The following is a 24922-nucleotide window of genomic DNA, read 5'->3' on the forward strand; positions in this document are numbered from 1 at the left end:
GACGTCCAAATATCTGAGGAGCCGAATGGCGCCCGTTGCGCTACCATCGCTGCAGAAATATTCCAGCAACAAGGACCCGGCGCATGGCGCCACGGCTGCCGCGCGCACTGGCGCGGCCCACCGGTTTCCTCTACCCCACCCTATTGAATGAAAGGCGCATCGATGAAAATCGCGATCCTGGCTGACCGCCTCGAGCTGTTGAACATCAAGAAAGATTCGACCTACGCGATGATGCAGGAAGCGGCCGCGCGCGGCCACGCACTGCACGTGTTCGAACAGCAGCATCTGCACTGCGAGGGCGGCGTGGTCAGCGCCCATGCCGCGCGCGTGCAGCTGGTCGACGACGCCGGCACGTGGTTCCACCGGGAGGCGGCGGCGACGCTGCCGCTGGCGCAGTTCGACGCCGTCCTGCTACGCAAGGATCCGCCTTTCGACATGGAATACCTGTACAGCACCTACCTGCTGGAAATGGCGCAGCGCCAGGGAGCGCGCGTCTTCAACCGGCCATCGGCCGTGCGCAACCACAACGAGAAACTGGCGATCCTGGAATTTGCGCCGTTCTGCGCGCCGACCCTGGTCAGCCGCGAGCCGTCGCGCCTGCGCGCCTTCCACGCCGAGCACGGCGACGTGATCTTCAAGCCGCTCGACGGCATGGGCGGCGCCGGCATCTTCCGCGTACGCGAGGACGGCATGAACCTGGGCGCCACGGTGGAAATGCTGACGCGCGACGGCGCCGTCACCATCATGGCGCAACGCTACATTCCCGCCATCAGCGAGGGCGACAAGCGCATCTTGCTCATCGGCGGCAAGCCGGTGCCGCATGCGCTGGCGCGCATACCGCAGGCGGGCGAGGTGCGCGGCAACCTGGCTGCCGGCGGGCGCGGCGAAGCGCGCGTGCTGACGGCGCGCGACCGCGAGATCGCCGACACCCTGGCGCCGGTGCTGGCGGCGCGCGGCCTGCTGCTGGTCGGGCTGGACGTGATCGGCGCGCATCTCACCGAAGTCAATGTCACCAGTCCCACCTGCTTCCGCGAAATCATGCAGCAGACGGGTTTCGACGTGGCAGGCATGTTCATCGATGCGCTGGAAACGGCGGCATCGCTCACGCACACGAACGAGGAACAATCATGAGCAAGGTAAGCACACTGCAAAGCTGGATAGGCGGACGCTGGATGGGCAGCGAAGCGGGCCTGTCGCTGCACAGCGCCATCGACAATTCGCTGATCTATCACACGCATGCCGAGTCGGTCGACGCGCAGCAGGCGCTCGACTATGCGCGCCGCACCGGCGTGCCGGCGCTGATGGCCCTCGACTTCCAGCAGCGGGCGGCCTGCCTGCGGGCGCTGGCATCGCACATCCAGCAGCATCGCGAGGAGCTGTACACGATCGCCTACCTGAGCGGCGCCACGCGCGCCGACAGCAAGCAGGATATCTGCGCCGGCATCGGCGTGCTCAATTCCTACGCCGGCATCGCCGCCAGCGGCCTGCCTTCGGGCAATGTGCTGCACGAAGCGCCCGCCATGTCGCTGTGCCGGCGCGGCGGAGCGGCCGGCACGCACATCATGGTGCCGCGCGGCGGCGTGGCCCTGCACATCAACCCGTTCAACCTGCCCGTCTGGTCGCTGCTGGAAAAATTCGCCGCCAGCTTCCTGGCCGCCATGCCCTGCATCGTCAAGCCCGCCACCTGTACCAGCTACCTGGCCGAAGCGCTGGTGCGCCTGATCGACGCGTCCGGCGTGCTGCCGAAAGGCGCGCTGCAGCTGGCCATCGGCCCGGCCGATGCCTTGCTGGCCCGCCTGCAGGACAACGATGCCGTCAGCTTCACCGGTTCGGACGCCACCGCCACGACCTTGCGCAACCACCCCAACCTGCTGGCGCGTTCGGTCCAGGTCAGCCTGGGCGCGGCGTCGCTCAATTGCGCCATCCTGGGACCGGACGTGCGCAGCGGCGAGCCGGAATTCGAGCTGCTGGTCGACGCCATCGTGCGTTCGATGACGGTCAAGGCGGGCCAGGACGGCGCCGCCATCCGCCGCGTGATGGTGCCGCACGGGCAGATCGAAGCGCTGACGGCGCGCCTGCGCGAACGCCTGGCGGCGGTGGTGATCGGCGACCCGGCCCAGGCAGGCGTGCAAATGGGACCGCTGGCATCGCAGGAGCAGCGCAGCGAACTTGGCGCCCGCGTGCGCGCCCTGGCCGAGGAAAGCGACATCGTCTGCGGCCAGGCGGACGGCTACGCGCCTTCCGGCGCAGGCGTGCGCGATGGCGCCTTTGCCGCACCCACACTGCTGCTGTGCCGCGGCGGCGCGCGCAGCGACGCCGTGCATGAAATCGAGGCCTTCGGCCCCGTCTGCGCCCTGATGCCGTATGCGGACGTGGAGGAAGCGCTGGCGCTGGCCGCACGCGGCAGGGGCAGCCTGGCCAGCACCCTGGCCACGCGCGATCCGAAGCTGGCCGCGTATGCGGTGCCGCGCCTGGCCGCCTCGCACGGGCGCGTGCTGGTGCTGGAACGCGAAGTGGCGGCGGCGGGGACGGACGTGCTGGCGTCGGCGCACCTGAAGTACGGCGGCCCTGGCCGCGCCGGCTGCGGCGAGCAGCTGGGCGGCCTGCGCGCCATCTCGCAATACCTGCAACGCTCGGCGCTGCAAGGCTCGCCCACCATGCTGACGGCCGTGACGGGCGAATACGTGCGCGGCGCCGCCGTGCGCGAAAGCGTGCAGCATCCGTTCCGCAAGCATTTCGACGAGCTGGAAGTGGGCGAATCGCTGCTGACGCACCGGCGCACCGTCTGCGAAGCGGATATCGTGGCCTTCGGCGGCATCTCGGGCGATTATTTCTACATGCATTTCGACGAGATCGCCGCGCGCGATTCGCAGTTCGGCCGGCGCATCGCGCACGGCTATTTCGTGCTGGCCGCCGCCGCCGGCCTGTTCGTGTCCCCGGCGCCGGGTCCCGTGCTGGCCAACTACGGGCTCGACGACCTGCGCTTCGTCGCGCCGGTCGGCATCGGCGACACCATCCGCGCGCGCCTGACGTGCAAGCGCAAGGTCGACCGCCAGCGGCGCGACGACAAGGGCGTCGGCCAGGGCGTGGTGTCGTGGGACGTGCAGGTCACCAACCAGAACGATGAACTGGTGGCCAGCTACGACATCCTGACCCTGGTCGCCAAGCGCGCAGGGCTGTAAGCGGCAGCCCTCAGTTTTCCTGATGGCGCCGCTCAAGAAATACAAATAGCCAACGTTGCCCCCGTCTTTCAGAATGGCGGCTGACGAGATGAAGCCAACCGGGTATTTCAGGGACCGGAAGCGGTGCGGCGCGCCGCTTCCAGTCCCGGGACAGCGCTGCTGTAGCAGATTCGACTGACGCTGCGCAGGCCAGCACCTGCGCCCTCCCTTCCCGTAGCTTCCCTTCTGACAAAGACGACCTTCCCATGCGACATGCCGTTCCCCTTTTCCTGCTTGGCGCCAGTGCGCTGCCCATCGCCCCCTTCTCTTTCGCCCAGCAAATGTCCGACACGCGCGCTGAACAGGCCGCGCCGCTGGCGACCCTGCCCGAAGTCAAGCTGATCGACCAGTCCGGGCCGGACGCGCCCCTGCCGGGCATCACGCGCATTTCCCGCGAGACCCTGCAGCGCCAGCAAGCCATGGACATGGCCGACGTCTTCGCCAGCGAAGCTGCCGTCAGCGTGGGCGGCGGCGCCAGCAATGCGCAGCGCATCTACCTGCGCGGCGTCGACGGCGCCAACCTGAACATCAGCATCGACGGCGCGCGCCAGGGCCGCAGCCTGCACCAGCACCGGGGCGACCTGGGCGGCATCGATCCCGACCTGCTGAAACAGGTCGATATCCAGCCCGGCCCCAGCGCCGACGCGGGGCCGGGCGCGCTGGGCGGCAGCATCCGCTTTGACACCGTCGATGCGCAGGACTTGCTGGCGCCTGGCAAACGCGCCGGCGCCAGCGTACGCGCGGCGTACGCCAGCGCCGACGAAGCGCGGCGCGGCGCCGTCAGCGTGTATGGCATGCTGGGCGAGACGCTGGAAAACAAGCTGGGCTTGCTGGCCCATGTCAGCGCCGTCAACCGCGACAACTACCGCATCGGCGGCGGTGGCGACGTGCCCAATTCGGCCGGGCATGACCGCGACTACCTGCTCAAATTGAGCTTGCTGGACCTGGCCGGGCATAGCCTGCGCCTGGGCGCGGCGCGCAACCGCAATGCGGGGCTCTACCTGTTCAGCCGGGTCGGCAGCGACAACGGCTATGCGCCCGCGAACGCCGTGCCCACCTACCAGCGCAGCGAACGCCATACCTATACCCTGGAACACCGCTACCAGCCGGCCGGCAATGCGCTGCTGGACTGGAAATTCAATCTGTACCTGAACGAGAACGAGCTGGAAGACGTCAGCCAGGCGCGCAGCGCGAGGACGACGGAACGGGGCGGCAGCGTGCGCAATACGGCAAACCTGGGCTTGGCCGGCACGCAGCACCGCCTGACGGCCGGCGCCGACTTCATGGACGAGGAAGGCATCACCAACGGCGTGCTGGGCGCCGCCATCCTGGGGCCGGGCCGCAAATCCACGCAGGCGCGCAATCTGGGCCTGTTCGTGCAGGAGCGCATGCGCTGGCAAGCCCTGCAGCTGTCGCTGGGCTTGCGCCACGACCGCTACGATACCGCCTTCGGACCGCGTACCGTCAAGGGTGGCAGGACATCGCCGAACGCGGGCGCCGAGCTGGAGCTGGGCCGCGGCGTGGGCGCCTTTGCCAGCTATGGCGAAGCCGTGCGCGCCAGCGGCATCATCCCCATCGGTTTCCTCACCAGCCTGGACAAAAAGAGCAATTTCAACAACGGCAAGCCCTTCAAGCCGGAAACCTCGACCACGCGCGAAGCGGGCCTGAAGTACGAGGGCGCCAATGCGCTGCTGGACGGCGACAGCCTGACCGTACGCCTCGGCTACTTCGACACCCGCATTGCCAACCTGATCGAATGGGCCGGCCAGGGCGTCGTGTATCCCGCGTATATCCGCAACATGCCCGAGACCCTGCGCTCGAAGGGCTGGGAATGGAAGGCGCGCTGGCAGCGGGGCGGCTACGGCACGTCCGTCGGCGTGGTGCTGGCCGATACCACGGTGGGCGGCAAGCCCTTGAACCCAGCGCGCCGCGTGGGCACGGCGCTGGGCGACCGGCTCACGTGGGACAGCCACTGGCAGATGCTGCCCGGCCTCACGGCCGGCTATACCCTGAACGCCGTGCGGCGCCTGGACGACGTGCCGAAAGCGGCAGTACAGCGGGCCGGCTACGTGCTGCACGACATCCAGCTGCAATGGCAGCCGGCCGCGCTGCGCGCGCTGAGCCTGGCGCTGGCCGTGCGCAACCTGGGCGACAAGCGCTACACGAGCCACAGTTCGCTCGACGGCGGCGTCGGCAATATCCTGCCGGAGCCGGGACGCGACGTGCGCGTGAGCGCCAGTTACCACTTTTAAGCGACTCCACCATCCCACTCACCCATCCGTAAAGAGAAGAGAACCATGACCTATACCACCCAAGCGGGCGCGCGCTGCGGCCTGTACCTCGTCAGCGCCGGCATCGGCGACCCTGACAGCATCACCGTGAAGGCGCAGAAAACCCTGCGCGGCGTCGATATCGTGTTCGGCATCCCGCGCCTGCTGGAAGCGTTTGCCGACCTGCTTGACGGCAAGGAACTGCACAAGGCGGGCCACGGCCTGTTCAGCCCCCTGGCGCGGCGCGACACGCCGGAAGAGGAAGTCGACGCCATGGAAAAACAGACGCGCGACATCATCCACGCGGCGGCGGCGGCCGGCAAGACCGTCGCGGTACTCGACTATGGCGACGCCATGATCTTCGGGCCGCAATCGGGCTACCTGAGCGAGTTCAGCGAACTGAACCCGGTCGTCATCCCTGGCATCTCCTGCTTCAATGCGGCCAATGCGGCGCTGGCCCGCGATGTCACCGGAGGCAAGCACAGCCGTTCCGTGATCCTCGCCGCCTCGGCCGACACGCGCGACGACTACACGGGCAGCGACACCCTGGACAAGCTGGCCGCCACGGGTTCCACCCTGGTCTTCTTTACCATGCGCGCCGACCTGCCCTCACTGGTCGAACGCCTGGCGCGCCACCTGCCCGGCAACACGCCGCTCGCCATCGTCGCCCACGCGGGCGCCGACGCAAAACAGGCCGTGCTGCGCGCCACGCTGGCCACGGTGCTGGCCCGCACGGAGAACGAAAAGCCGCCGTTCGAACACCTGGTGTATGTAGGCGATTTCCTGGGCTAAGTAATCCTCAGGAAATTATTGTGAATTTATGACGAACAGAACCGGATGCTATGCAAGGCGCCCGCTGCGACGCAGTGCGAGCACTGCTAGCAGCGGGCAACGCCGCAGAGCGCCGGTTATGGAAGTCAGAAATCACAATAATTTATTGGGGGTTACTTAGGCCAGGCGCATCCAGGCCGCCGGCGCGGCGCCCTCCGTGCCGTCCTGCGGCCCGGGCAACGCCGCGCAGCGGCCATCTTCCAGCCGCACGATGCGGTCCGCCACGTGGCGGGCGACAGGCAGATTGTGCGTGATGAGCAGCAGGGCCAGGCCGCGCGCCTCCTGCACGTCGAGCAGCAGCCGCAGCACCTTCGCCTGCACCGAGGCATCGAGCGCGGCGGTCGGTTCATCGGCCACCAGCACGGCCGGATCGGCGATCAGCGCCCGCGCGATGGCCAGGCGCTGCAATTCCCCGCCGCTCAAGCTGCGCGCCTGGCGCTTCAGGAAGGCTTCTGTGGCCGGCAGGCGCACGTCGGCCAGCGCCCGCAGCGCCGCCGCACGGATCGCGTCCACGCTGACGCGATCCGCGATGGCGAGCGGCTCGGCCACCGCCTCGAATACGCTGAAGTGGCTGGCCACCGAGGCGCCCGCATGCTGCGGCACGTAGGCGATGCCCGCCGCCGCGCCCCCCTCTTCGCGCTCCGGCGTGGTCACTGTGCCCGCATCGGCCTGCTGCAAGCCGACGAGGATGCGCGCCAAAGTCGACTTGCCCGCGCCGGACGCGCCGACGATGACCACCGTTTCGCCCGACTGCACCTCCAGGTCGACGCCCGCCAGTACGGCTTGCCCGCCCAGGCGCTTGTGCACGCCGCGCGCGGACAGCACGGTGACGATGCCGCCGCGCAGGCAGGCCACGCCCGTGGCATCGAGCGCCGGCGCTTTCTCGCCGCAGCGGGCGATACGCTGGCTGCAGCGGCTGGCGAAGGCGCAGCCGCGCGCGCCCTCTTCATGGGTGCCGGCGATGCCCTGCAAGTCCTTGCCATTCTCGCGCGGCCAGGCGCGCAGCAGGCCGCGCGTGTAGGGATGGCGCGGCGCCGCCAGCACCGCTGCGGCCGGCCCCGTTTCCACGGCGCAGCCGCCGTACAGCACCAGCACGTCGCCATCGAGCGCGCGCGCCAGTTCCAGGTCGTGCGTCACCACCACCAGCTGGCGCTGCGCCGCTTCGGCGCGCAGGCGCCCGAGCACCAGCGCGCTGGCGGCGGGATCGAGCGCGGACGTCGGCTCGTCCAGCACCAGCAGTGCCGGGTCAGGCGCCAGCGCCGCCGCCAGCAGGACGCGCTGCAGCTGGCCGCCGCTGCATTGGGCCGGATAGCGCCGGTGCAGGTTTTCGGCCAGGCCCAGCGAAACCAGCAGGGCACCGGCCGCCAGTTCGGCTGGCCCCCGCCGCATGCCCAGATGCCGCCGCAAAGGCGCCGCCACCTGCGCCAGCAAGGTGTGCTGGGGATTGAGGGCGTCGTGCACGTCTTGCGGCACCAGGCCAGCCTGGCGGCCGCGCCAGCGCCGCAGCGCCGCTTCGTCCGCATCCACCAGTTGCATGCCGCCGGCGCGCAAGCTGCCGCTGCCGCGCCCCGGCGCCATGCCGAGCAAGGCGCGCGCCAGCGTGCTCTTGCCGGCGCCCGATTCGCCGATGATCACCAGCGGCACGCCGGGGCGCGCCTGAAAATGCAGCTGGCGCAGCAGCTGGCGGCCATCCGCCTCGATGCAGAAAGCGGCCGCCGCTAGCATCGCGCGCGCTCGTCGAGGCCCTGGCCCAGCAGCGCCAGCGCAATCAGCAGCATGGCCAGGCACAGCCAGGCCGCCAGTATCCAGGCGCGCGCATCCGGGTGGGCAAGATAGGGCATGGTTTCATTGAGCATGCCGCCCCAGGTCGGGGTACGCGGATCGGCCAGCCCGAGGAAGGCCAGGCCCGCGTAGTGAAACACGGCGCGGCGCACCAGGGCCACGGCTTGCACGGCCAGCAATCCCGCCATGGCCGGCCACACATGGCGGCGCAGCAGGTAGATGCCCGACGCCGCCGCCAGGCGTGCCGCGTCCAGGCTCTCCTGGCGCCACACCTGGCGCAGGCGCAGCCGCAGCGCGCGAAATTCGACATCCCAGCCGAATGCCGCCAGCATCGCCACCAGGGCCGCCACGCCCGGCTGCATGGCCGAGGCGATGACGATGAAAACCAGAGTCGATGGCAAGGCGCTGAACAGGTCGGCCAGCCGCAGCACCAGCATATCGGCCGCCGGCCAGGCCAGCCCGCACAGCGCCAGCAGCACGGCCAGCGCGATGCTGGCGGCGCTCACGGCCACGCCGATGCCCAGGGTCGGCAGCGCGGCGACGGCCAGGCGGCGCAGCACGTCGCGTCCCAGGTCATCGGTGCCCAGCCAGTGCAGGGCGCCGGGCGGCGCCAGCACGGCATCCATGGCGCCGCCGGACGCCGGCTGCAGCCAGCTGGCGCCGGCCAGCATCAGGGCCAGCACCAGCAGCAGCCCGGTCCCCGCGCGCACGGACGCGTTCATGGCGCGCGCTGCGCGCGCCGCGCCAGGCGGGCGGCCAGTGCATCGGCCAGCAAGTTCATGGCGAACAGCAGCAGCCCCGTCGCCAGCAGGGCGCCGCGCACCAGCGGGTAGTCGTGCTTGACGATGGCGTCCGTCAGCACCAGGTTGATGCCGGGATAGGCAAAGACGGTTTCCGCGTACACGGCGCCCGACACCAGGCGCGCGGCCACGCCGCCCAGGCGCGACAGCACGACGGCAAGCACGTTGGGCGCCAGGTGGCGGTAGCGCAAGGCGAACGGCCCCACGCCCTGCGCGCGGGCCAGGTCCATGAAGGTACGCTGCCGTACGCTGACGGCCGTGGCGCGCGCGCTGAGGAATACGCCGGCGGCCGCTGGCAGCGCCATGGCGCACACGGGCAGCACCAGGTGCTGCGCGCGCTCCAGCCATGCTGCCGCACCCGTCTGCATGGAAAACGGCGCCATGGCGCCATTGCTGGGAAGCCATTGCAAACCATAGGCGAACAGCATGACCAGGCCCATCGCCAGGGCGAAAGGCGGGATGCTGTCGAGTGCCAGGGTGGCGGCCGTCAGCACGCGGTCCGGCGCCCTGCCCTGCGCGAACGCGGCCTCGATGCCCAGCACCACGCCCAGCAGCAGGGCCAGCGCCAGCGCGCAAGCCACCAGCAGCAGGGTCCATGGCAGGTGCTGCGCCAGCAAGTGCGCCACCGGCATGCCGTGGCGCACCGAATAGCCGAGATCGAGGCGCAGCAGCTGCGCCAGGTGTTCCAGGTACAGCTGCCACAGCGGCTGGCCGCCGCCCAGGCCATGGCGCGCCAGCAGGGCACCGCGTTCGGCCGCATCGAGTTCGATCAGCGCATCCTGCCCCAGGATGGCCGTGACGGGGTCGCCAGGCATGAGCAGCGGCAGCGCGAAGTCGAGGCTGACGAGCGCCAGCAAGGCCAGCGCATAGCCCGCGGCGCGCCGGCCCGGGAACGTAGAAGCGCTCAGCGTCGGCTCCCGTCTACTGCACGAACATCAGTTTGTTCAGCGGCAGCGAGATGCCGACGGCGATGCCGCCCGGCGTGAACCACGGCCGCAGGCGCGCATTGGCCGCCGTGATCCACTGCGGCGAATACAGGAAAAACGCCGGCAGCTCCTCGGCATAGATGGCCTGGGCGCGGTCGAGCAGCGCGCGCCGTTTGGCCACATCGACGGTGCCGACCTGCTGCTGCAGCAGCTCGAGCAGATCGGCGCGGCGGAAGGCATCGCTGAAGGCGCCGTTGCCCGCCGTTTGCCGCAGCATGCTTTCCGGGTCCCCATTGCTGCCCTGGCTGACGAGAGCCAGGTCGAAATCGGCCGCGACCATGCGCGCGCCCAGGATACCGCCATCCATGATGCGCACATTGACTTCCATGCCCAGCTTTTCCAGCTGGCCAGCCAGCTGGCTGGCGGGCCGCGCCAGGCTGCGCGTCGCCGCCAGTTCAAGCACCCACGGCTTGCCGCCGCTGTCGCGCAGGCGACCGTCCGGCGCGGCGCGGTAGCCCAGCTCCGCCAGCATGCGGCGCGCTGCCACCGGATCGTAGGCATACGCATCGAACGGCGCCCCGCTCTGCCAGATGCTGCCCCGCACGAAGCGTCCGGCGGACACCTCGCCCTGCCCGTTCTCGACCACCCGCAGCAGTTCCTGCCGGTCGATGCCGCGCGCGATGGCCTGGCGCAGGCGCTTGTCGGCAAACGGCGGGAGCGCATGATTGAAGCGCAGCCGCACCGGATGGCCGGAAGGCGCGCTGACCACGGTGGCAAAGCGCGTCACTTCGGCAGCCAGGGGCGCCGGCAGGCTGCGGATCATGTCCACCTGGCCCCGCTTGAGCGCGCCCACGGCAAGCGAAGGCTGCATGCGCAGGAACAGCAGGCTGCGCACCCTGGGCGGGCCCAGGTAGTACTCTTCGTTCGCGGTGAAAAGATAGCGGCCCGCCGCCTTGTCATACGCACCCAGGCGATAGGGGCCGCTACCGACGATGTCGGCCTGTTTCACGTGCTGGGGGTCGTCCAGGCGCGCGTACACATGCTGCGGCAGGATGGGCACCGAACCGGCCAGCTGCGCCACGAACGGCGCATATACGCGCTTCAGGCGCACGCGCACACGCCCCTTGCCCAGGTCGTCCACGCCGTCGATGGCCCCCAGGTCGAACAGGGGATGCGGGTGCTGGCGCAAATACGCAAAAGTAAACACCACGTCCGCCGCCGTGACGCTCTTGCCGTCATGCCAACGCGCATCGGGGCGCAAGGTGAAATCGATGGTGCGGTGGTCGGCGCTTTCCCGCCACGCGCTGGCCAGCCCCGGCACCAGCTTGCCGCTGGCATCGCGCCACACGAGGGTGTCGAAAATCAGGCTCGTCAGCGTATAGCCCATGCCGCCGCTGGCATGGGTGTAGGGAGTCGGCAAGCCGAAGTCGCCCTGTTCATCGGCAATGGTACAGCGCTCGATGCGCGGTGCCGGCGACGGCTGCTGCGTACTGGCGCTGGCGCCGGCACACGCCAGCCAGCCGGCAAGGAGAAGGGGAAAAAGCAAGCGAAGACGGGGCACCAGCGTTCCTGACGATCAGAAGAGAGGCAAACCCCGGCCGCCATGGGCCGGGCAAGTGTGCTGCGTAGAATGGATTCCCAACTAAATGAGAATTATTTACAGCTGCATATCTTATGGTTGCCGCGCTGGCCAGGCAAATTGTCTTTCCGGAGGGCTGGTATCTGAAAAACTGAGGGCCGGGGGCAGGCTCCCCTCGCCCAGGCGCCGGACCTGTCAAGGCGCCACAGCTGGCGCTGTCCCGGCGCCATGCCGCTTACTCGCCCTGCTCCGGCGCGCGGCCGATCTCGCCGTCGATATTGGCCAGGAACCAGGCCAGCGACGACATCAGCGCCACGTTGCGTTTCAGGTTATTCGGGTCGACCTTGTCCAGGGTGTCGGCCGGCGTATGGTGGTAGTGGAAGTAACTGTGGCTGTCGACCAGCGGCTCGAAGCTGGGCACGCCTCCCGTTTCCAGACGGTGCAAATCGCCCGTGCCCAGCGCATCGCGGCGCGTGAACGCGTGTGCGCCCATCGGCTGCAGGGCGGCCAGCAAAGGCGTGAACAGTTTTTCAGCCTTCGGTCCCACGCTGGCCTTGATGCCGAACGGGCGGCCGGCGCCGCTATCCATCTCGATGGCCGCATATTGCTTGCCGAGCGCCTGCTTGTGGGCCTCGAAGTAAGCCTGGCCGCCGCGGCCGCCGTTTTCCTCGTTCATCCAGGCGATCACGCGGATGGTGCGGCGCGGACGGTAGTCGAGCTTTTTCAGGGTTTCCACCACGCCCATGGCCGCCACCACGCCGGCGCCGTCGTCGTGCGCGCCCGTCGCCAGGTCCCAGGAGTCGAGGTGACCCGAGACCACCACCACTTCGTCGGCCTTGTCCGTGCCCGGCCAGTCGGCGATGACGTTGTAGCTATCGGCTTCCGGCAGGTTTTGCGGCGTCAGGGTCAGGTGCATTTTCATCGGGCCGCGCGCGGCCAGGCGGCCGATCAGCAGGGCGTCTTCCACGGTGACGGCGGCGGCGGGAATGCGTTTATTGTCGTCCAGGCCCGTGGCGCCCGCATGCGGGATGCGGAAATCGGCGCCGCCCACCGAGCGCACCAGCGCGGCCGCCGCGCCCAGGTCGGCCGCCGCCTTCGGTCCGAGGAAGCGCGAGCGCGAACCCTGGCCGTAGGTGACGCCGGCCAGCCCCCGCTCGGCCATCTCCTGGTCGAACGGCGTGTCGATCAGCACGATGGCGCCCTTCACTTCCGCCGCGCGCGCCTTGAGTTCTTCCAGGCTCTTGACGATGATCAGGGGCGCCGTCAGGCCCGCGGCCGCAGTGGCGCCGGAGCCGCCCAGTGCCGTGAGCACCACGCGCTGCGACACGCCTTGCGGACGGCCCGCATAGTCGACGATTTCCGCCGTTTCCACGCCGCGCACCCAGTGCGGCACTTTCACGGGCTGCAAGGTGACCTTGGCGCCCAGCTGGCGCATGGTGTCGGCCACCTGCTGCACGGCGGCGGCGGCGCCGGCGGAGCCGGACAGGCGCGGGCCGATCAGATCCGTCATGTCGGCCAGGCGGGCGTAGGCCCAGTCGCTTTGCAGCGCGGTGTCGCGCACCTGCGCCAGCGCTTGCGGCGTATTGCCTGGCGCGGCGGCAAAGGCGCCGGCGCTGACGATGCAGCCAAGGGCAAGGGATACGGCGGAACGGCGCAGTGGCGCGCCAGTCGGGATGCTATGCATGTGTTCAGTTCCAGTCAACAAGGTCGAAGCGGGTACGCCGTAGCCATGGGCAAGGCGCGAATTTTTCTACGATAGCGTATTTATTCTGTCATTGCAGCAACTTTTACGGGATCGATTGCCTCTTTCCCCCAGAGTCGATTACCATGCAGATCGTGATCGCTACCGGATACCGCCATGCTCAAGGGAAGACTCTGTATCGTCCGGCATTTGACCGCCGCCGACCTCAATACCTATATCGCGCTGATCAACGACCTGCCCGCGCGCAGCGAGTTCTTTTCCATGCAATTCAAATCGCCCGAAGCGATCCGGCGCGAATTCATGCAGACGGGCCTGGTCACGGAAGATAGTGAACTGTTCCTGATTGAAGACCATCACCAGCACATCATCGGCTCGATCACGCACTTCAAGGGCCGCACCCCGGCTTGCCGCGAAATCGGCTACCGCCTGTTCGACCCCAAGTGGGGCGGACGCGGCTATGGCGGCGAAGCGACGCGCCTGGTGGTCGACTACCTGTTCAATGCCTATCCCTACCACCGTCTGGAATTGCTGATGGACCCACAAAATACGGCTTCCGAACGGATCGCGCAAAGGTGCGGCTTTACCGAGGAAGGCGTGAAGCGCCAGGCCTTTTTCATCAATGGCGTCATGCGCGACGTGAAAATGTATAGCCTGCTGCGTCCGGAATGGCAAGCGTTTGCGCCTATCGTGTCAGGCTGAAACTGTTACCACGCCGCCCTGATTGTAATAAGTTGTATTAGACGTGGAACAAGCTTGCGGCAGCGGATATAGTCCACTCCATGCAGATCATTGTGATCTCGCCGGAATGGAAGGAAATGCCATGTTGAACAAGAAACTCCTGGGTGCGGTAATGGTAGCGGCAGTGGCTGTGTCTTCGGCCGCAGTCGCCGGTGACCGCGACTTCAATACCGTTGCAGGCGCCGTTGTCGGAGCGGCCATTGGCAACAGCACCGGCGGGCGCAATGGCGCGATCGTCGGTGGCGTGCTTGGCGCCGCCGTCGGCAACAGCATCAGCACGAATGACCGTTATTATGACCGTGGCGGCTATCGCGGCGGTTACCGCGAAACCTATTACGCGCCTGCGCCGCAGCCCGTGTACTACGCCCCTGCCCCGCAGCCGGTGTATTACGCGCCGCCACCGCGCTACTACGGCCCGCCAGCTGTCGTCTACGTGCAACCGGGCCGCGGCTACTACCGCGACCATGGCCGCCGCGACTATTATGACCGCGGCCACGGTCACGGCCACGGCTGGGGCCATCGCCGTTAAGCACCGCCCTGCACTTGCACCATGAAAAACCTGCGCCAGCCTGCTGCCGCAGGTTTTTTTGACGCCATTTTGGCCGTCACGGCAGGGAAATCGGCCTCGGTCGTGTCCGCCCCATTCTTATTTGGCAAATAACTGCCGCGCCGTGCGTCCGCCGCCCTGCCAGGTCGTTTGCCTGTTTTTTGCCAAAGACAATACTGGCATTCGCAGTAACGCTGACCAAACGCAAACGGCACTGCGCGCGGCTATTGCGGCAGCATCCCAGTGCGCCTAATCTCGAAGATGCCCGCAACCGCCATCTGGAGCACAGCCGTGCGCGATCTCCCCTCTATCCACGCACAACTTGTCGCACTTAGAGAGGATTTTTTTGCCAGCCTTGCGAGCTACCGCAGGAAAGTGCGCGTCAAAGGAAAACGCGTGAGCCAGCTCCGCAGGAGAGTTGAAGCATATGAGCTGGAACGCTTCATCCACGCCTACTTTTCCCTCTATTTTGAAGGCATCCTGGCCTATCCTGATGGTTTTAATGCAAACGAGAATTTCTCTTGCATTAATTTCGGCAACCTGGACGTACATGGCTGGTTCAAGCTCACGGAGCCGCCCTTGCACCTGGTGCGGAACTACGGCATGGAACTGAAATTCAATGCCTCGCGCTTTGATACGTTCACTGCTGGATTCGACATGTATTCGTACAACATCATGGGTCTGAGTTTCGAAGGCGGGCATATCGACCACTTGGACACTTCACGGTGTTACTTTGACGCCAGCGATACCTGTATCGGGTACGCACGAACGGATATGTCATTCAGGCTTACGCGCTGCAAAGTCGACGAGCTGCATGCATCTGTAAAGTCATTTAATACCTTGAGCCTGATCGATACGACGATTGACACGCAAATCGTGCTCAGCAATTGCACTATCAGAGAGGCCTTTTTTGACCGGCTGAAAGCCAGCAAGCGCGCAGCGTTCTTGCAGTGTAAATTTTTTCAGCCACCGAGCACGCATGGCGCGACATTTCCCAGCGATACCACGTTTCATGGCAGTGAATTCGGCCCCCACATTGGTCTACTTTCCGCATTCCAGCGCTATCCCACCCAGGATGACATCGACATCTATCAGCGCTACCGTGCCCTGCGGCTTCTCATGAAGAATGCTGGCGCCGTGCGTGAAGAAGCGATATTTTTTGGTCTGGAACTGCGCATGCGGCGAATGGCGTTCTCCGCCGGTAGCAAGCCTTACCTCAATTTTTTGAAAATAGATTTTCTCCTCTCCTATTTATATGATGTTGTCTCAGGCTATGGCACCTCGATAAAGCGGGCAATCCTTGCGCTGCTGGGCTGGAATGCTCTTTTTTTTCTGTTATTCCTGTTACTCTTGCCTCTCGATTGCTCGACCACTGCCGATTGCGCGAATGCCAGCACATCGTGCAAAGTCATACAAGGCGGCAAGACCACCCCCGTACAGCGGCTACGGGTTTGTAGCGCCGCCATGCTGGCCGTACAGAACGCCACCAGTCCCACCTCGATTTTAAGCAGCACATCGGCGATGCGGGTATACAGCGGCCCCCTGATTTTCATGTCTCTGCTGCAGTCCATTGGTTCACTGAGCATAGGCGCCCTCCTGCTGCTGGCGATTCGGAACAACTTCCATCGTGGCAGCTAAGCGGAAAAAGAAGACCACTGGCACCGCTGCTGGCAAAAAAGACACGTAGCAGTCATGCAACTGACGGCTTTGATCCGACAGGCTGACAGACATGCCTGGGCCAAAAATCGGGCAGGCACTGTTGTAGCGCCGCTTGCGTATTTAACAGATAAGCAAGGTATCGTCCCTGCGCAATTTCGGCTAAGCTGTGTCCTATGATCAACATTGCTGGCCGCCTGGACCGCACCAACCGATGCATTTAATCAAAGACGGACTTGACTTCGGCCCCTGGCTCGATGCCGCCGCCGGCACCAGCGTGGGCGCCGGTCCCCTGCCGCGCCGCGAGAACCAGGACAACTTCCTGCTGATCGATGCCAGCGGCCACGCCGTCTGCCTGTCGCAGCAAGCGCCGTTCCACTGCCAGGTGCCGGGCTGGCCGCGCGGCCATGTACGCGCCGCCGTGCTCGACGGCATGGGCGGTCACGGCCAGGGGCGAGAAGCGGCGGAAGCGGCCGTGCAAGGCTTGCTGGCCATGCCCGCCTGCCTCGACACGGCCAGCCTGGCCGCCAGGCTCGACGAGTTGCACACGCGGCTGCAGCACAGTTTCGCCATGGCCGCGCCAGCCCAGGCGCGTCCGCCCGGCACCACCCTGACCCTGCTGGAAGTACCGCCCGGCGAAGCGCCGCTGCTGTATCACGTGGGCGATTCGCGCCTGTATGAAATCGCCGACGGGGCAGCCAGCATCCTCACCGTGGACCACGTGCCGGCCACCGTGTACGCCATGCGCGGCGCGCTCGACGAGACGCGCTGGCGTGCCGCCGTGCACGGCGAGCATCATCCGCAAATCTCGCAGGCATTCATTTTAGGCAATGCCATCAGCGACAGCTTGCAGCTCGACAAGCCATTGCGCGCCCTCGATGCGGCCACCCTGCCGCCCTTCCTCGCGCACCTGGGCGACCGCCGCGTGCTGCGCGTGCGCCCCGGCGCCCACTATCTGCTGGCCAGCGACGGTTTCTGGGCCTGCGACGATCCGCTGGCCCTCACGGCCCGCTGGCCCGCCTTGTGTGCCGGCAAGACTGCGGCACAGGCCATCAGCGCCCTGTTCGACGACTTCCTCTCCCACCCGCCAACAGGCTTGCATAGCGACAACATTACCTTGCTGGCGCTGCGCTTCGATGCGGAGTTCAGCGCCCCAGGCGGCTAGCGGCCAGGTAACCGGCCGTCGCCGACACGGCCGACAGCAGGGCGCCCCAGGCCATGTCGATCGCCGTCAAGGCCAGCGGCCAGTCGCGCAATGTCGCGTAGTTGCTCAGATCATAGGTGCCGTAGGCAAGCAGCCCGAGCAACGCGCCCAGCGCAGCCGCAGTGCGCCCGCGGCGCAAGCGCAAGCCGGGCAAAATGGCAAAGACCAGCAGTCCCGCCACGTACAGCAGGTAAAACAGCGTGGCCGGCGCCCAGCGGGGCGTGTCCGCCAGCAACGGCCCCAGCGCCGCGGCGTACATCGGTTTCATCAGCACGGCCAGCCACAGGGCATCGATAGCCAAAAATACGCACAAGGTGGCGCCATAGGCAATGGCAAGCTGGAGCGGACGTTGGACAGGCATGGTCATCTTTCGGCGTCAGGCAGCGTGTGGGGGATAACGGTTACGCCAGCATAATGCAAAACGCCGCCATGGATGCCATAGGATCAAATAGGCCGCATGAAAATACACCATGGCTCAGGTGCGCGAACTGCCCGCCTTACTCGAACGCATGAAATCTGCCTGCATCCTCTCGCTGGCGCTGCCGGCGAGTATCTGGAAGTGACCGCCAACAAACAACGCAATGATAAGGAATATCAAAATAACATGCCAAAAAAGACATTAAATGTGTTTTTGAGCAATAGTTTCCATGGCTTGCATGGGAAGATGTGACCAGGGACATGAATTTGAGCAAAAAGAGCGCGTTCCGGCGCCGTGAAAGTTGCCAAGCCGGCGCAAAAGCGCGTAAGCTCTCATGTATAACAGAGGGCAAAATGTCCCCGCTCGATTCGAGTCAGAATGTCATGAAAAAATGCAGCAACCCGGAGCACCCGCACTGTACGTTCTGGGTCTTGCCTGGGGAAACAGTCTGCGCGGGCAACCACCCGCAAACGACGACTGCCCCCAGCAGCTACGACCTGTTGACCGCACTGCGCAGCGCCCGTTCCGAGCCATCGGCAACGGCGCCTTCGCACGCCCCTGCCCGTGATGCTGTTATTCGCGATGCTGCCATGCAAACGCTGACGAGCCCCGTGCCGGCTTCCGCCGCGCCTCCGGCATTCGCGCCAACGCCGGTTGCGCCGCCATCGGGCCCACAGGCCTACCAGCCGGTGCAAGCCCACCTGCACATCAGCGGCTTCGATCCGCGCGCGGCAGGCGGACGGCAAACCCTGAAGATGGAATTGCGCGGCATGAGCGCCGCCTGCGCGCCGCAGCTGACCTTGCGCCTGCGCTCGGACCTGATCCCCCGCGGGCACGTGCAGCATGATTTCGTGCGCACCACGCGCGGTGACTGGCGTCCCGTGTTTGTCGAGTTTTCCTCGCGCAACAAGGAACACGGGCAATACCAGATCGAAGTGGAAGTGCACAGCCACGTCAATGGCGCCGTGGCGCAGAAATGGGTGTGCACCTTCGTCATCCTCGTGCCGCGCCGCGACGCCACCCTGACGGAAATCCACCAGATCTTCCTCAGCACGCACAAGAACGTGCGCGTGATGGCCGATGACGCCTCGATCGCCCGCGTGACGGGGGGCGACGGCTGCAACCTCGACGTGACGGCGCGCAATGCCGGCATCGCCCACGTGGATTTATCTGCGCCGCAAGGCAAGATCGACATGGGTTTTACCACCATCGCCTGGGACGAGGAGTTGATCGAAGTCGACCTGCCCGCCGCCAGCCACTGCCATCCGCACCCGAGCCAGGCCGCCTGCCTCGTCAATGCGGCGCCGGAAGCGGGCGAACAGCGCCAGATCCGCCTGTTCGCGCTGGAAGAATGCATGCTGGGCCGCTTCGAACTGGTGGACCCGGAAGCCGATGTGCTGCTCAGCCATTTCAGCCCCGACGGCCAGGACAACAATGGCTTGACGCGCCGCCTGTCGGGCCGCCACGCCATCATCCGGCGCAGCCAGCAAGGCTTTGAAATCGAGGATGTGTCGCGCTACGGCATGCTGCTCGACGGCGTGTGGCCCGGCAAGCACAAGCCCGTGCCCCTGCGCCTGGGCATGCGCATCGAATTGACTGCCAGCATCAAGGGTATCGTCGTACTCAGCGTCACGGCCCTGCTCGCACACGGCGTGATCCTGCACCGCATCGACCACGGCGCCCACGCCGAATGTTTTTACCTCTTGCTGCCCGACACCCAGCCCACGCCGGCAAGCCACCTTGCCACGCCGCAAGCCAGCTGCCTGCCCGTACTCTTCCACCGCAATGGCGGATTCTGGCACCTGGACACGGCCAGCGGCAAGGAAACCGCGCTGGCCCCCGCTACCGCGCTCGACAAGCTCAGCGGCTTCGCGCGGCACAACCGCTTCGCCAGCGAACCGTATCCGGAATGCTGGATCATCCGCACCGAAGGTGCTGCGCTATGCGATAGCACCATGCAAACTGCCTGATACAACGCCTCCCGCCACCTGACCGCTAGCGTCTGAAAAATGGTCAGAGCAAGGCGCGCTGCCGAAGACAGTACGAATGTACGGCAAGGCAGTGCAACACAGCTATGCCCTTTTTTCGGACGCTAGCGTGGCACCAGCACGAGGAAAATCATCGACAGGCCCAGTATAAACACCGCTTCCAGCGTAAACACGATGGCGGGAATCTGCAATTCGCGCGGGATTTTCATGGCGACACCTCTTCAAAACACGGGACTGCCTTCAGCATAGCGCGCCCTGCGCCAATTGCATTATCAGCCGTATAACACACTTGACCGCCCGGCATGAGTTGCCGAGTTCGCTGCCAGGGCCATGCCGACACATAATTTAACAAATTATCGGCAGATATTCTGCAAATAGCCCCCTTACCTACCCTTCCGTACTGTATATTCATCCAGTTAATATTCCCCTGTATTTCACACAGCGCCCGCATGGCGTTTTACATTTCCTATGGCTTCCAATAAAGCGCATCATGCGACCGGTTGGGCTGCTGGCGTGATCGCCGCTGCCCTGGTCGCGCACGCTGGCGCCGGTGGCCCGTATCAAGTGCTGAGCATGCTCGCCTTTGTCATGGGTGCGCTGGGCGGCACGGCGCCGGACTGGCTGGAAGTGGCCTGGTGGGCGCGCACGCACCGGCTGTGGATCACGCACCGCACGTGGACGCACTGGGGCCTGGCGTGGATCGCCCTGCTCGTCTACACGTACCTGCAATTGCCGCACCACCTGTGGGCGCCGCCCCTGTTCGGCTTTGCGGCCGGCGGCATCATGCATTTGCTGGCCGACTGGCCCAATCCGCTGGGCGTGCCGTGGATCTTCCGCCGCCACTCGTTGCGCTGGTGGAAAAGCGGCCGCCACGACATCATCGTCATCATCGCCGCCTGGCTGGCCGCCACCGTCGTGGCCGACCACGTATTTTTTGACGGCATCCACCTGCGCCGTACCCTGCTGGCGTTCGACAGCCTGCTACACTGGTCCGCCAGCGCCCTGCAACAGGCCTGGGCGAATCTGCAACAGTGGCAGCTGCGCTGGCGCCTGGGCGACGACGCCAATTGACGCCGGCGGCGTGGCAATGTGATAATGAGTATCATTCTCAAACAGCCTAGCCAGCCGGCACCGCGCGTTCCGTCAGCCCAGCTCTTCCCTTGCCTGGAGAACGCAGTGAGCACCGTCAGTACCGTCCATACCAGCCACCTGAGCACTCTGTACAGCGAGCACCACGGCTGGCTGTATGGCTGGCTGCGCGGCAAGCTGGGCAACCGCGCCGAGGCGGCCGACCTGGCGCAGGATACGTTCGTGCGCCTGCTGGGCAAGCGCGAGGTGACACCGCTGACGCCCCTGCGCGAACCGCGCGGCTACCTGGCGACCATTGCGCGCGGCTTGCTGATCGACCGCTACCGGCGCCAAGCGCTGGAGCAGGCCTACCTGGAAGCGCTGGCGCAGCAAGCCGAGCCGGCATCGATGTGCGCCGAAACGCATGCCATCATCATCGAAACCCTGCTCGCCATCGACCGCCTGCTCGACCGCCTGGGCGCGCGCACGCGGGCCATCTTCCTGCTGGCGCAGATCGAGGAGCTCAGTTATGTGGACATCAGCCGGCGCCTCGGCATCTCCCTGCCCACCGTGAAAAAACACCTGGTGCGCGCCTACACGGAATGCCTGATGCTGGCGGCCGGCTGATGTTCGGCCCCGCGATCTCGCCTTCCGCACCCATTGCCCGCAAGGTGCTGGCCGCCGCCGCCCACTGGCATGTGGAGCTCCAGTGCGGCAGCGCCGACCCGGCCGCCCTGCAGGCATGGCGCGACGCCAGCGCCGAACATGAACGGGCCTGGAATCTGCTGCGGCGCATGCACGGCCAGCTGGGCACGATACCGGCAGCGCTGGCGATGCCCGCCCTGGAGGCGGCGCAGCAGCGCCGGCGCGCGGCCGCCAGGATACTCGCCCTGCTGGTGGCGGCCGGCGGCGGCATCGCGCTGGGCCAGGCGGGCTTGCAGTCCGGCCCATGGCAAGCCCTGACGGCGTCCTTGCGCACGGCACCGGGCCAGCGCCGCCACGTGACCTTGGCCGATGGCGGAGGCATGGAGGTGAATACGGATAGCGCCCTGGATGTCGCTTACGGCGCCACCCACCGCCGCATCCGCCTGCACCATGGCGAAATCATGATCACGACGGCGCCCGACCCGCGCCCCTTCCTGGTCGACACCCCGCACGGCGTGATCCGCGCGCTGGGCACGCGCTTCGGCATACGCTGCGACGACGATGGCAGCACCGTCAGCGTCTTCGAGCACGCCGTGGAAGTACGTTGCGCGGCGCGCCCGGATGCCGTGCGCCGTCTGGAAGCGGGACAGCAGCTGCGCTTTGGCGACACCGGCGCGGATGACGTGCAGGCCATGCCGGCGCACCAGGACAGCTGGCTGCGCGGCATGCTGGTGGCGGCCGACTGGCCGCTGCAACAACTGGTCACGGAACTGGCGCGCTACCGGCGCGGACGCCTGGCATGCGACGCCGGCGTGGCGCAGCACCCCGTCACGGGCACTTACCGCCTCGACGATATCGACGCCGTGCTGGAAAGCCTGTGCGCCTCGCACGGGCTGCAAGTGACGTACTTCACGCGCTACTGGGCCACGGTGGCGGCACGGCCGGCATAATTATTTTCAGTTTTTTGCGCCAGGGGTTGGTGTTTCGATGCGCTGCTTCGGCTTGACAAGTAAGAAGCCGATTCATACGCCATTTTCTTATCCCTCTGAGCAGAAAGACCGAGCATGCAGCTGACCACCCCCGTCCTCCATCCCGCCGCGCGCGCCATCCGCCTGGCCGTCATCGCCATGGCTTGCGCCGCCCCCGCCGCCTTTGTCGCCGCGCCCGCGCTGGCGCAAGGCCAGGTCGCCGCCACCGCAGCGCCGCAAGCCTATGCTGTGCCAGCCGGGCCGCTGGCCACCGCCCTCAACGACTTTGCCGTCGCCGCCGGCGTCAGCCTGTCGACCGATCCCGCGCAGACGCGGGGCCTGCGCTCGCCCGGCGTGCGCGGCAGCCATAATGTGGCGCAGGGTTTCGCCCAGGTGCTGGCCGGCAGCGGCCTGGAAGCCGTGCAACTGCCGAACGGCGCCTACGTGCTGCGCCAGGCGGTGCCCTCCTCCGCGTCGGCGGCCGGCGTGGAAAAGACCATGGCGCCCGTGACGGTCAGCGCCAGCATGGAGCGCGACCCTGTCAGTGAGCACAGCAACTCGTATGCGGCGCGCGCCGTCACCGTCGGCAAGGGCGTGCAGACCCTGCGCGAGATCCCGCAATCCGTCAGCGTCGTCACGCGCCAGAAGATGGATGACCAGAACCTCAACACCATCGACGCCGTGCTGGCCAATACCACCGGCATCACCATGTACGACAGTCCCATGGGCGGGCGCTATGTGTATTCGCGCGGCTTCATGGTCGAGACCTACCAGTTCGATGGCGTGAACCGCGCCATGTACTACCCGCAGGCAAACAGCTTTACCAGCAATACGGCCATGCTCGATCGCGTGGAAATCGTGCGCGGCGCCACGGGACTGCTGCAGGGCACGGGCTCGCCGGGCGCCGCCATCAACATGGTGCGCAAGCGCCCGCTGGCGGAAAAGCAGGTGCAGCTGGCGCTCAACGCAGGCCGCTGGAACGACGTGCGCGGCGAAGTCGATGTCACCGGTCCTTTGACCGAATCGGGCAGCATCCGCGGCCGCGCCGTGGCCTCCATTGAGCAGCGCGATTATTTCTATGACGTGGCCGACAGCCGCACCGACGTGCTGTACGGCGTGCTGGAATTCGACCTGGCGCCGGGCAGCAAACTGACGACAGGCGCCAGCTACGAAAAACTGCACTCGACGCCCTTCTTTTCCGGCATGCCCCGCTACCGCGATGGCAGCGACCCGAAACTGCCCCGCGAGACCTTCCTGGGCGCCGACTGGAACCGCTGGAATAGCAGGCAGACGGCCGTCTTCGCCGAATTCGAGCACCGCTTCGACGCCGACTGGTCGCTCAAGGCCAGCGCCAACTACACGCGCGAACGGCATGACGTGAAATACATGTTCAGCCAGGGCGCGCTCAACCCCGCCACACTGGCCGGCATGATGATGTATGGCGGCGTGTTCGACTACGGCAGCACCAACAAGGGCATCGACCTGTCGCTCGATGGCAAATTCAACGCCTTCGGCCGCCGTCATGGCTTCAGCGCCGGCATCAACACGAACCGGCTGGAAAGCGACAGCGATTTCAGCCTTGCCCTGCTGCAGCAAGCGAACAATCCGCTGCGGCCCAATCACGGCGTGGCCGAACCGAGCGATGCCTGGTTCCGCGAGAACAGCTACCGGGGCGATCCCAGCGTAACAACCATGACGCAGACGGGCGCCTACGGCGTGGCCCGCTTCAGCGTCAGCGATCCGCTCACCGTGGTGGCCGGCGCGCGCGTGTCGAACTACAAATGGAGCAGCGTGTACCGCGACACGGGCGAGGTGTATATCGACCCCTACCGCGAAAATGGCGTCGTCACGCCGTATGGCGGCGTCATTTACGCATTCGACCCGCGCTGGTCCGGCTACGCCAGCGTCTCCGACATCTTCCAGCCGCAGAACCAGCGCACGGCCGACGGCGCCCTGCTCGACCCGCTGCAAGGCCGCAACCTGGAAGTGGGCGTGAAAGGTGAACTGTTCGATGGCAAGGTGAACACCTCGCTGGCGCTGTTCCGCATCGAACAGCGCAACCGCGCGGAGCTCGACCTGGTCAACACCTGCTCCAGCGGCACGGAGTGCTATTTCTCGGCCGGCAAGGTACGCAGCGAAGGCCTCGATGCGGAAATCAGCGGCGAAGTGGCGCCGGGCTGGCAGCTGTTCGCCGGCTATACCCTGAACAACTTCAAGTACCTGGACCAGACGTCGAGCGCGGGTGTGATGTTCGCCAGCACCTACTCGCCGCGCCACATGCTGCGCGCGTGGAGCGACTACCGCCTGCCCGGCGCCCTGCAGAAGTGGAGCGTGGGCGGCGGCGTGAACTTCCAGACGGAGAGCTCGCGCGTCACGCAGAACATCACGGTGGCTCAAGGCGCGTATGCCTTGTGGAGCGCGCGCGCCGCCTACCAAATCGACCGTAACTGGACGGCGTCGCTGTCCGTGACGAATCTGCTCGACAAGCGCTACTACCAGACGGTGGGCGCGCCTGCGTGGGGCAATTTCTATGGCGAGCCGCGCAAGGCGCAACTGACCTTGCGCGCGCGGTTCTGAAC

General features: G+C 66.4%; 20 protein-coding genes. 14 read left to right on the forward strand and 6 right to left on the reverse strand.

All coding sequences use genetic code 11. The annotated features are described in order from the left end of the window. The first annotated feature begins 162 nt into the window (after positions 1 to 162). From gshB to U0004_RS19330, 4 genes are all read left to right on the forward strand, one after another. Entirely contained in the window at positions 163 to 1131 is a 969-nt protein-coding gene (gene gshB / locus U0004_RS19315; RefSeq protein ID WP_070257684.1) for a glutathione synthase, read from the forward strand. Beyond that, on the forward strand, positions 1128 to 3182 hold the full coding sequence (gene paaZ / locus U0004_RS19320) for a phenylacetic acid degradation bifunctional protein PaaZ (protein WP_034783922.1): 2055 nt from the start codon (positions 1128 to 1130) through the stop codon (positions 3180 to 3182). Before gshB ends, paaZ begins: the two co-directional genes overlap by 4 nt. Positions 3183 to 3427: 245 nt before the next feature. Continuing rightward, complete coding sequence (locus U0004_RS19325) at positions 3428 to 5473, forward strand: TonB-dependent receptor domain-containing protein (RefSeq protein ID WP_081345777.1); 2046 nt, start codon at positions 3428 to 3430, stop codon at positions 5471 to 5473. 45 nt (positions 5474 to 5518) lie between these two features. Beyond that, positions 5519 to 6283 carry an SAM-dependent methyltransferase gene (locus tag U0004_RS19330; RefSeq protein ID WP_070258138.1) on the forward strand — a complete coding sequence of 255 codons (765 nt, stop codon included), beginning with the start codon at positions 5519 to 5521 and terminating at the stop codon, positions 6281 to 6283. 156 nt (positions 6284 to 6439) lie between these two features. Here U0004_RS19330 and U0004_RS19335 read toward each other — a convergent pair whose 3' ends face one another. The 5 genes from U0004_RS19335 to U0004_RS19355 form a co-directional block, all read right to left on the reverse strand. Then, positions 6440 to 8047, reverse strand: coding sequence for an ABC transporter ATP-binding protein (locus U0004_RS19335; protein WP_070258136.1), 1608 nt, complete (start codon positions 8045 to 8047; stop codon positions 6440 to 6442). Next, positions 8041 to 8826 carry an ABC transporter permease gene (locus U0004_RS19340; RefSeq protein ID WP_081345776.1) on the reverse strand — a complete coding sequence of 262 codons (786 nt, stop codon included), beginning with the start codon at positions 8824 to 8826 and terminating at the stop codon, positions 8041 to 8043. Before U0004_RS19340 ends, U0004_RS19335 begins: the two co-directional genes overlap by 7 nt. Further along, positions 8823 to 9761 carry an ABC transporter permease gene (locus U0004_RS19345; RefSeq protein ID WP_081345775.1) on the reverse strand — a complete coding sequence of 313 codons (939 nt, stop codon included), beginning with the start codon at positions 9759 to 9761 and terminating at the stop codon, positions 8823 to 8825. Before U0004_RS19345 ends, U0004_RS19340 begins: the two co-directional genes overlap by 4 nt. Before the next feature lie 64 nt (positions 9762 to 9825). Continuing rightward, on the reverse strand, positions 9826 to 11391 hold the full coding sequence (locus tag U0004_RS19350; RefSeq protein WP_139144230.1) for an ABC transporter substrate-binding protein: 1566 nt from the start codon (positions 11389 to 11391) through the stop codon (positions 9826 to 9828). A gap of 253 nt (positions 11392 to 11644) precedes the next feature. Continuing rightward, the gene (locus U0004_RS19355) at positions 11645 to 13093 is read right to left on the reverse strand and encodes a M20/M25/M40 family metallo-hydrolase (protein ID WP_070258130.1); all 1449 of its coding nucleotides are present in this window, start codon (positions 13091 to 13093) and stop codon (positions 11645 to 11647) included. 174 nt (positions 13094 to 13267) lie between these two features. On the opposite strand from U0004_RS19355, the gene U0004_RS19360 reads away from it, so the two are divergent. From U0004_RS19360 to U0004_RS19375, 4 genes are all read left to right on the forward strand, one after another. Continuing rightward, complete coding sequence (locus U0004_RS19360; protein WP_070258128.1) at positions 13268 to 13810, forward strand: GNAT family N-acetyltransferase; 543 nt, start codon at positions 13268 to 13270, stop codon at positions 13808 to 13810. 121 nt (positions 13811 to 13931) lie between these two features. Then, positions 13932 to 14378, forward strand: coding sequence for a glycine zipper 2TM domain-containing protein (locus U0004_RS19365; RefSeq protein WP_034751896.1), 447 nt, complete (start codon positions 13932 to 13934; stop codon positions 14376 to 14378). Between the two features lie 309 nt (positions 14379 to 14687). After that, positions 14688 to 16034, forward strand: a complete 1347-nt coding sequence (locus U0004_RS19370; protein WP_139144229.1) for a hypothetical protein — start codon at positions 14688 to 14690, stop codon at positions 16032 to 16034. 232 nt (positions 16035 to 16266) lie between these two features. Beyond that, the gene (locus U0004_RS19375) at positions 16267 to 17217 is read left to right on the forward strand and encodes a PP2C family protein-serine/threonine phosphatase (protein WP_070258124.1); all 951 of its coding nucleotides are present in this window, start codon (positions 16267 to 16269) and stop codon (positions 17215 to 17217) included. Here U0004_RS19375 and U0004_RS19380 read toward each other — a convergent pair. Further along, the gene (locus tag U0004_RS19380; protein ID WP_070258166.1) at positions 17198 to 17617 is read right to left on the reverse strand and encodes a DUF2177 family protein; all 420 of its coding nucleotides are present in this window, start codon (positions 17615 to 17617) and stop codon (positions 17198 to 17200) included. The two genes, U0004_RS19375 and U0004_RS19380, sit on opposite strands and share 20 nt — an antisense overlap. Positions 17618 to 17713: 96 nt before the next feature. On the opposite strand from U0004_RS19380, the gene U0004_RS19385 reads away from it, so the two are divergent. The 6 genes from U0004_RS19385 to U0004_RS19410 all read left to right on the forward strand — a co-directional run bounded on the left by U0004_RS19385 (position 17714) and on the right by U0004_RS19410 (position 24920). Beyond that, positions 17714 to 17926 (forward strand): hypothetical protein, encoded by a 213-nt coding sequence (locus U0004_RS19385; RefSeq protein ID WP_139144228.1) that lies wholly within the window; start codon positions 17714 to 17716, stop codon positions 17924 to 17926. A gap of 131 nt (positions 17927 to 18057) precedes the next feature. Next, complete coding sequence (locus U0004_RS19390) at positions 18058 to 19644, forward strand: FHA domain-containing protein (RefSeq protein ID WP_231958075.1); 1587 nt, start codon at positions 18058 to 18060, stop codon at positions 19642 to 19644. A 486-nt stretch (positions 19645 to 20130) separates the two neighbouring features. Further along, positions 20131 to 20733, forward strand: a complete 603-nt coding sequence (locus U0004_RS19395; protein WP_070258120.1) for a metal-dependent hydrolase — start codon at positions 20131 to 20133, stop codon at positions 20731 to 20733. A gap of 105 nt (positions 20734 to 20838) precedes the next feature. Continuing rightward, on the forward strand, positions 20839 to 21357 hold the full coding sequence (locus tag U0004_RS19400) for a sigma-70 family RNA polymerase sigma factor (RefSeq protein ID WP_231958073.1): 519 nt from the start codon (positions 20839 to 20841) through the stop codon (positions 21355 to 21357). Continuing rightward, positions 21357 to 22325, forward strand: coding sequence for a FecR domain-containing protein (locus U0004_RS19405; RefSeq protein ID WP_070258118.1), 969 nt, complete (start codon positions 21357 to 21359; stop codon positions 22323 to 22325). The genes U0004_RS19400 and U0004_RS19405 overlap by 1 nt, the downstream gene beginning before the upstream one ends. A 114-nt stretch (positions 22326 to 22439) precedes the next feature. After that, on the forward strand, positions 22440 to 24920 hold the full coding sequence (locus tag U0004_RS19410; protein WP_070258116.1) for a TonB-dependent siderophore receptor: 2481 nt from the start codon (positions 22440 to 22442) through the stop codon (positions 24918 to 24920). Positions 24921 to 24922: the final 2 nt, after the last annotated feature.

It is taken from the genome of Janthinobacterium lividum (assembly GCF_034424625.1).
Lineage (GTDB): Bacteria > Pseudomonadota > Gammaproteobacteria > Burkholderiales > Burkholderiaceae_D > Janthinobacterium > Janthinobacterium lividum.

Bases quoted from the DNA above. Each gene is read 5' to 3' on its own strand.
- gshB (WP_070257684.1), top strand. From the start codon at position 163: ATGAAAATCGCGATCCTGGCTGACCGCCTCGAGCTGTTGAACATCAAG.
- paaZ (WP_034783922.1), top strand. From the start codon at position 1,128: ATGAGCAAGGTAAGCACACTGCAAAGCTGGATAGGCGGACGCTGGATG.
- U0004_RS19325 (WP_081345777.1), top strand. From the start codon at position 3,428: ATGCGACATGCCGTTCCCCTTTTCCTGCTTGGCGCCAGTGCGCTGCCC.
- U0004_RS19330 (WP_070258138.1), top strand. From the start codon at position 5,519: ATGACCTATACCACCCAAGCGGGCGCGCGCTGCGGCCTGTACCTCGTC.
- U0004_RS19335 (WP_070258136.1), bottom strand. From the start codon at position 8,047: ATGCTAGCGGCGGCCGCTTTCTGCATCGAGGCGGATGGCCGCCAGCTG.
- U0004_RS19340 (WP_081345776.1), bottom strand. From the start codon at position 8,826: ATGAACGCGTCCGTGCGCGCGGGGACCGGGCTGCTGCTGGTGCTGGCC.
- U0004_RS19355 (WP_070258130.1), bottom strand. From the start codon at position 13,093: ATGCATAGCATCCCGACTGGCGCGCCACTGCGCCGTTCCGCCGTATCC.
- U0004_RS19360 (WP_070258128.1), top strand. From the start codon at position 13,268: ATGCTCAAGGGAAGACTCTGTATCGTCCGGCATTTGACCGCCGCCGAC.
- U0004_RS19365 (WP_034751896.1), top strand. From the start codon at position 13,932: ATGTTGAACAAGAAACTCCTGGGTGCGGTAATGGTAGCGGCAGTGGCT.
- U0004_RS19375 (WP_070258124.1), top strand. From the start codon at position 16,267: ATGCATTTAATCAAAGACGGACTTGACTTCGGCCCCTGGCTCGATGCC.
- U0004_RS19380 (WP_070258166.1), bottom strand. From the start codon at position 17,617: ATGCCTGTCCAACGTCCGCTCCAGCTTGCCATTGCCTATGGCGCCACC.
- U0004_RS19385 (WP_139144228.1), top strand. From the start codon at position 17,714: ATGAAAATACACCATGGCTCAGGTGCGCGAACTGCCCGCCTTACTCGA.
- U0004_RS19390 (WP_231958075.1), top strand. From the start codon at position 18,058: ATGAAAAAATGCAGCAACCCGGAGCACCCGCACTGTACGTTCTGGGTC.
- U0004_RS19395 (WP_070258120.1), top strand. From the start codon at position 20,131: ATGGCTTCCAATAAAGCGCATCATGCGACCGGTTGGGCTGCTGGCGTG.
- U0004_RS19405 (WP_070258118.1), top strand. From the start codon at position 21,357: ATGTTCGGCCCCGCGATCTCGCCTTCCGCACCCATTGCCCGCAAGGTG.
- U0004_RS19410 (WP_070258116.1), top strand. From the start codon at position 22,440: ATGCAGCTGACCACCCCCGTCCTCCATCCCGCCGCGCGCGCCATCCGC.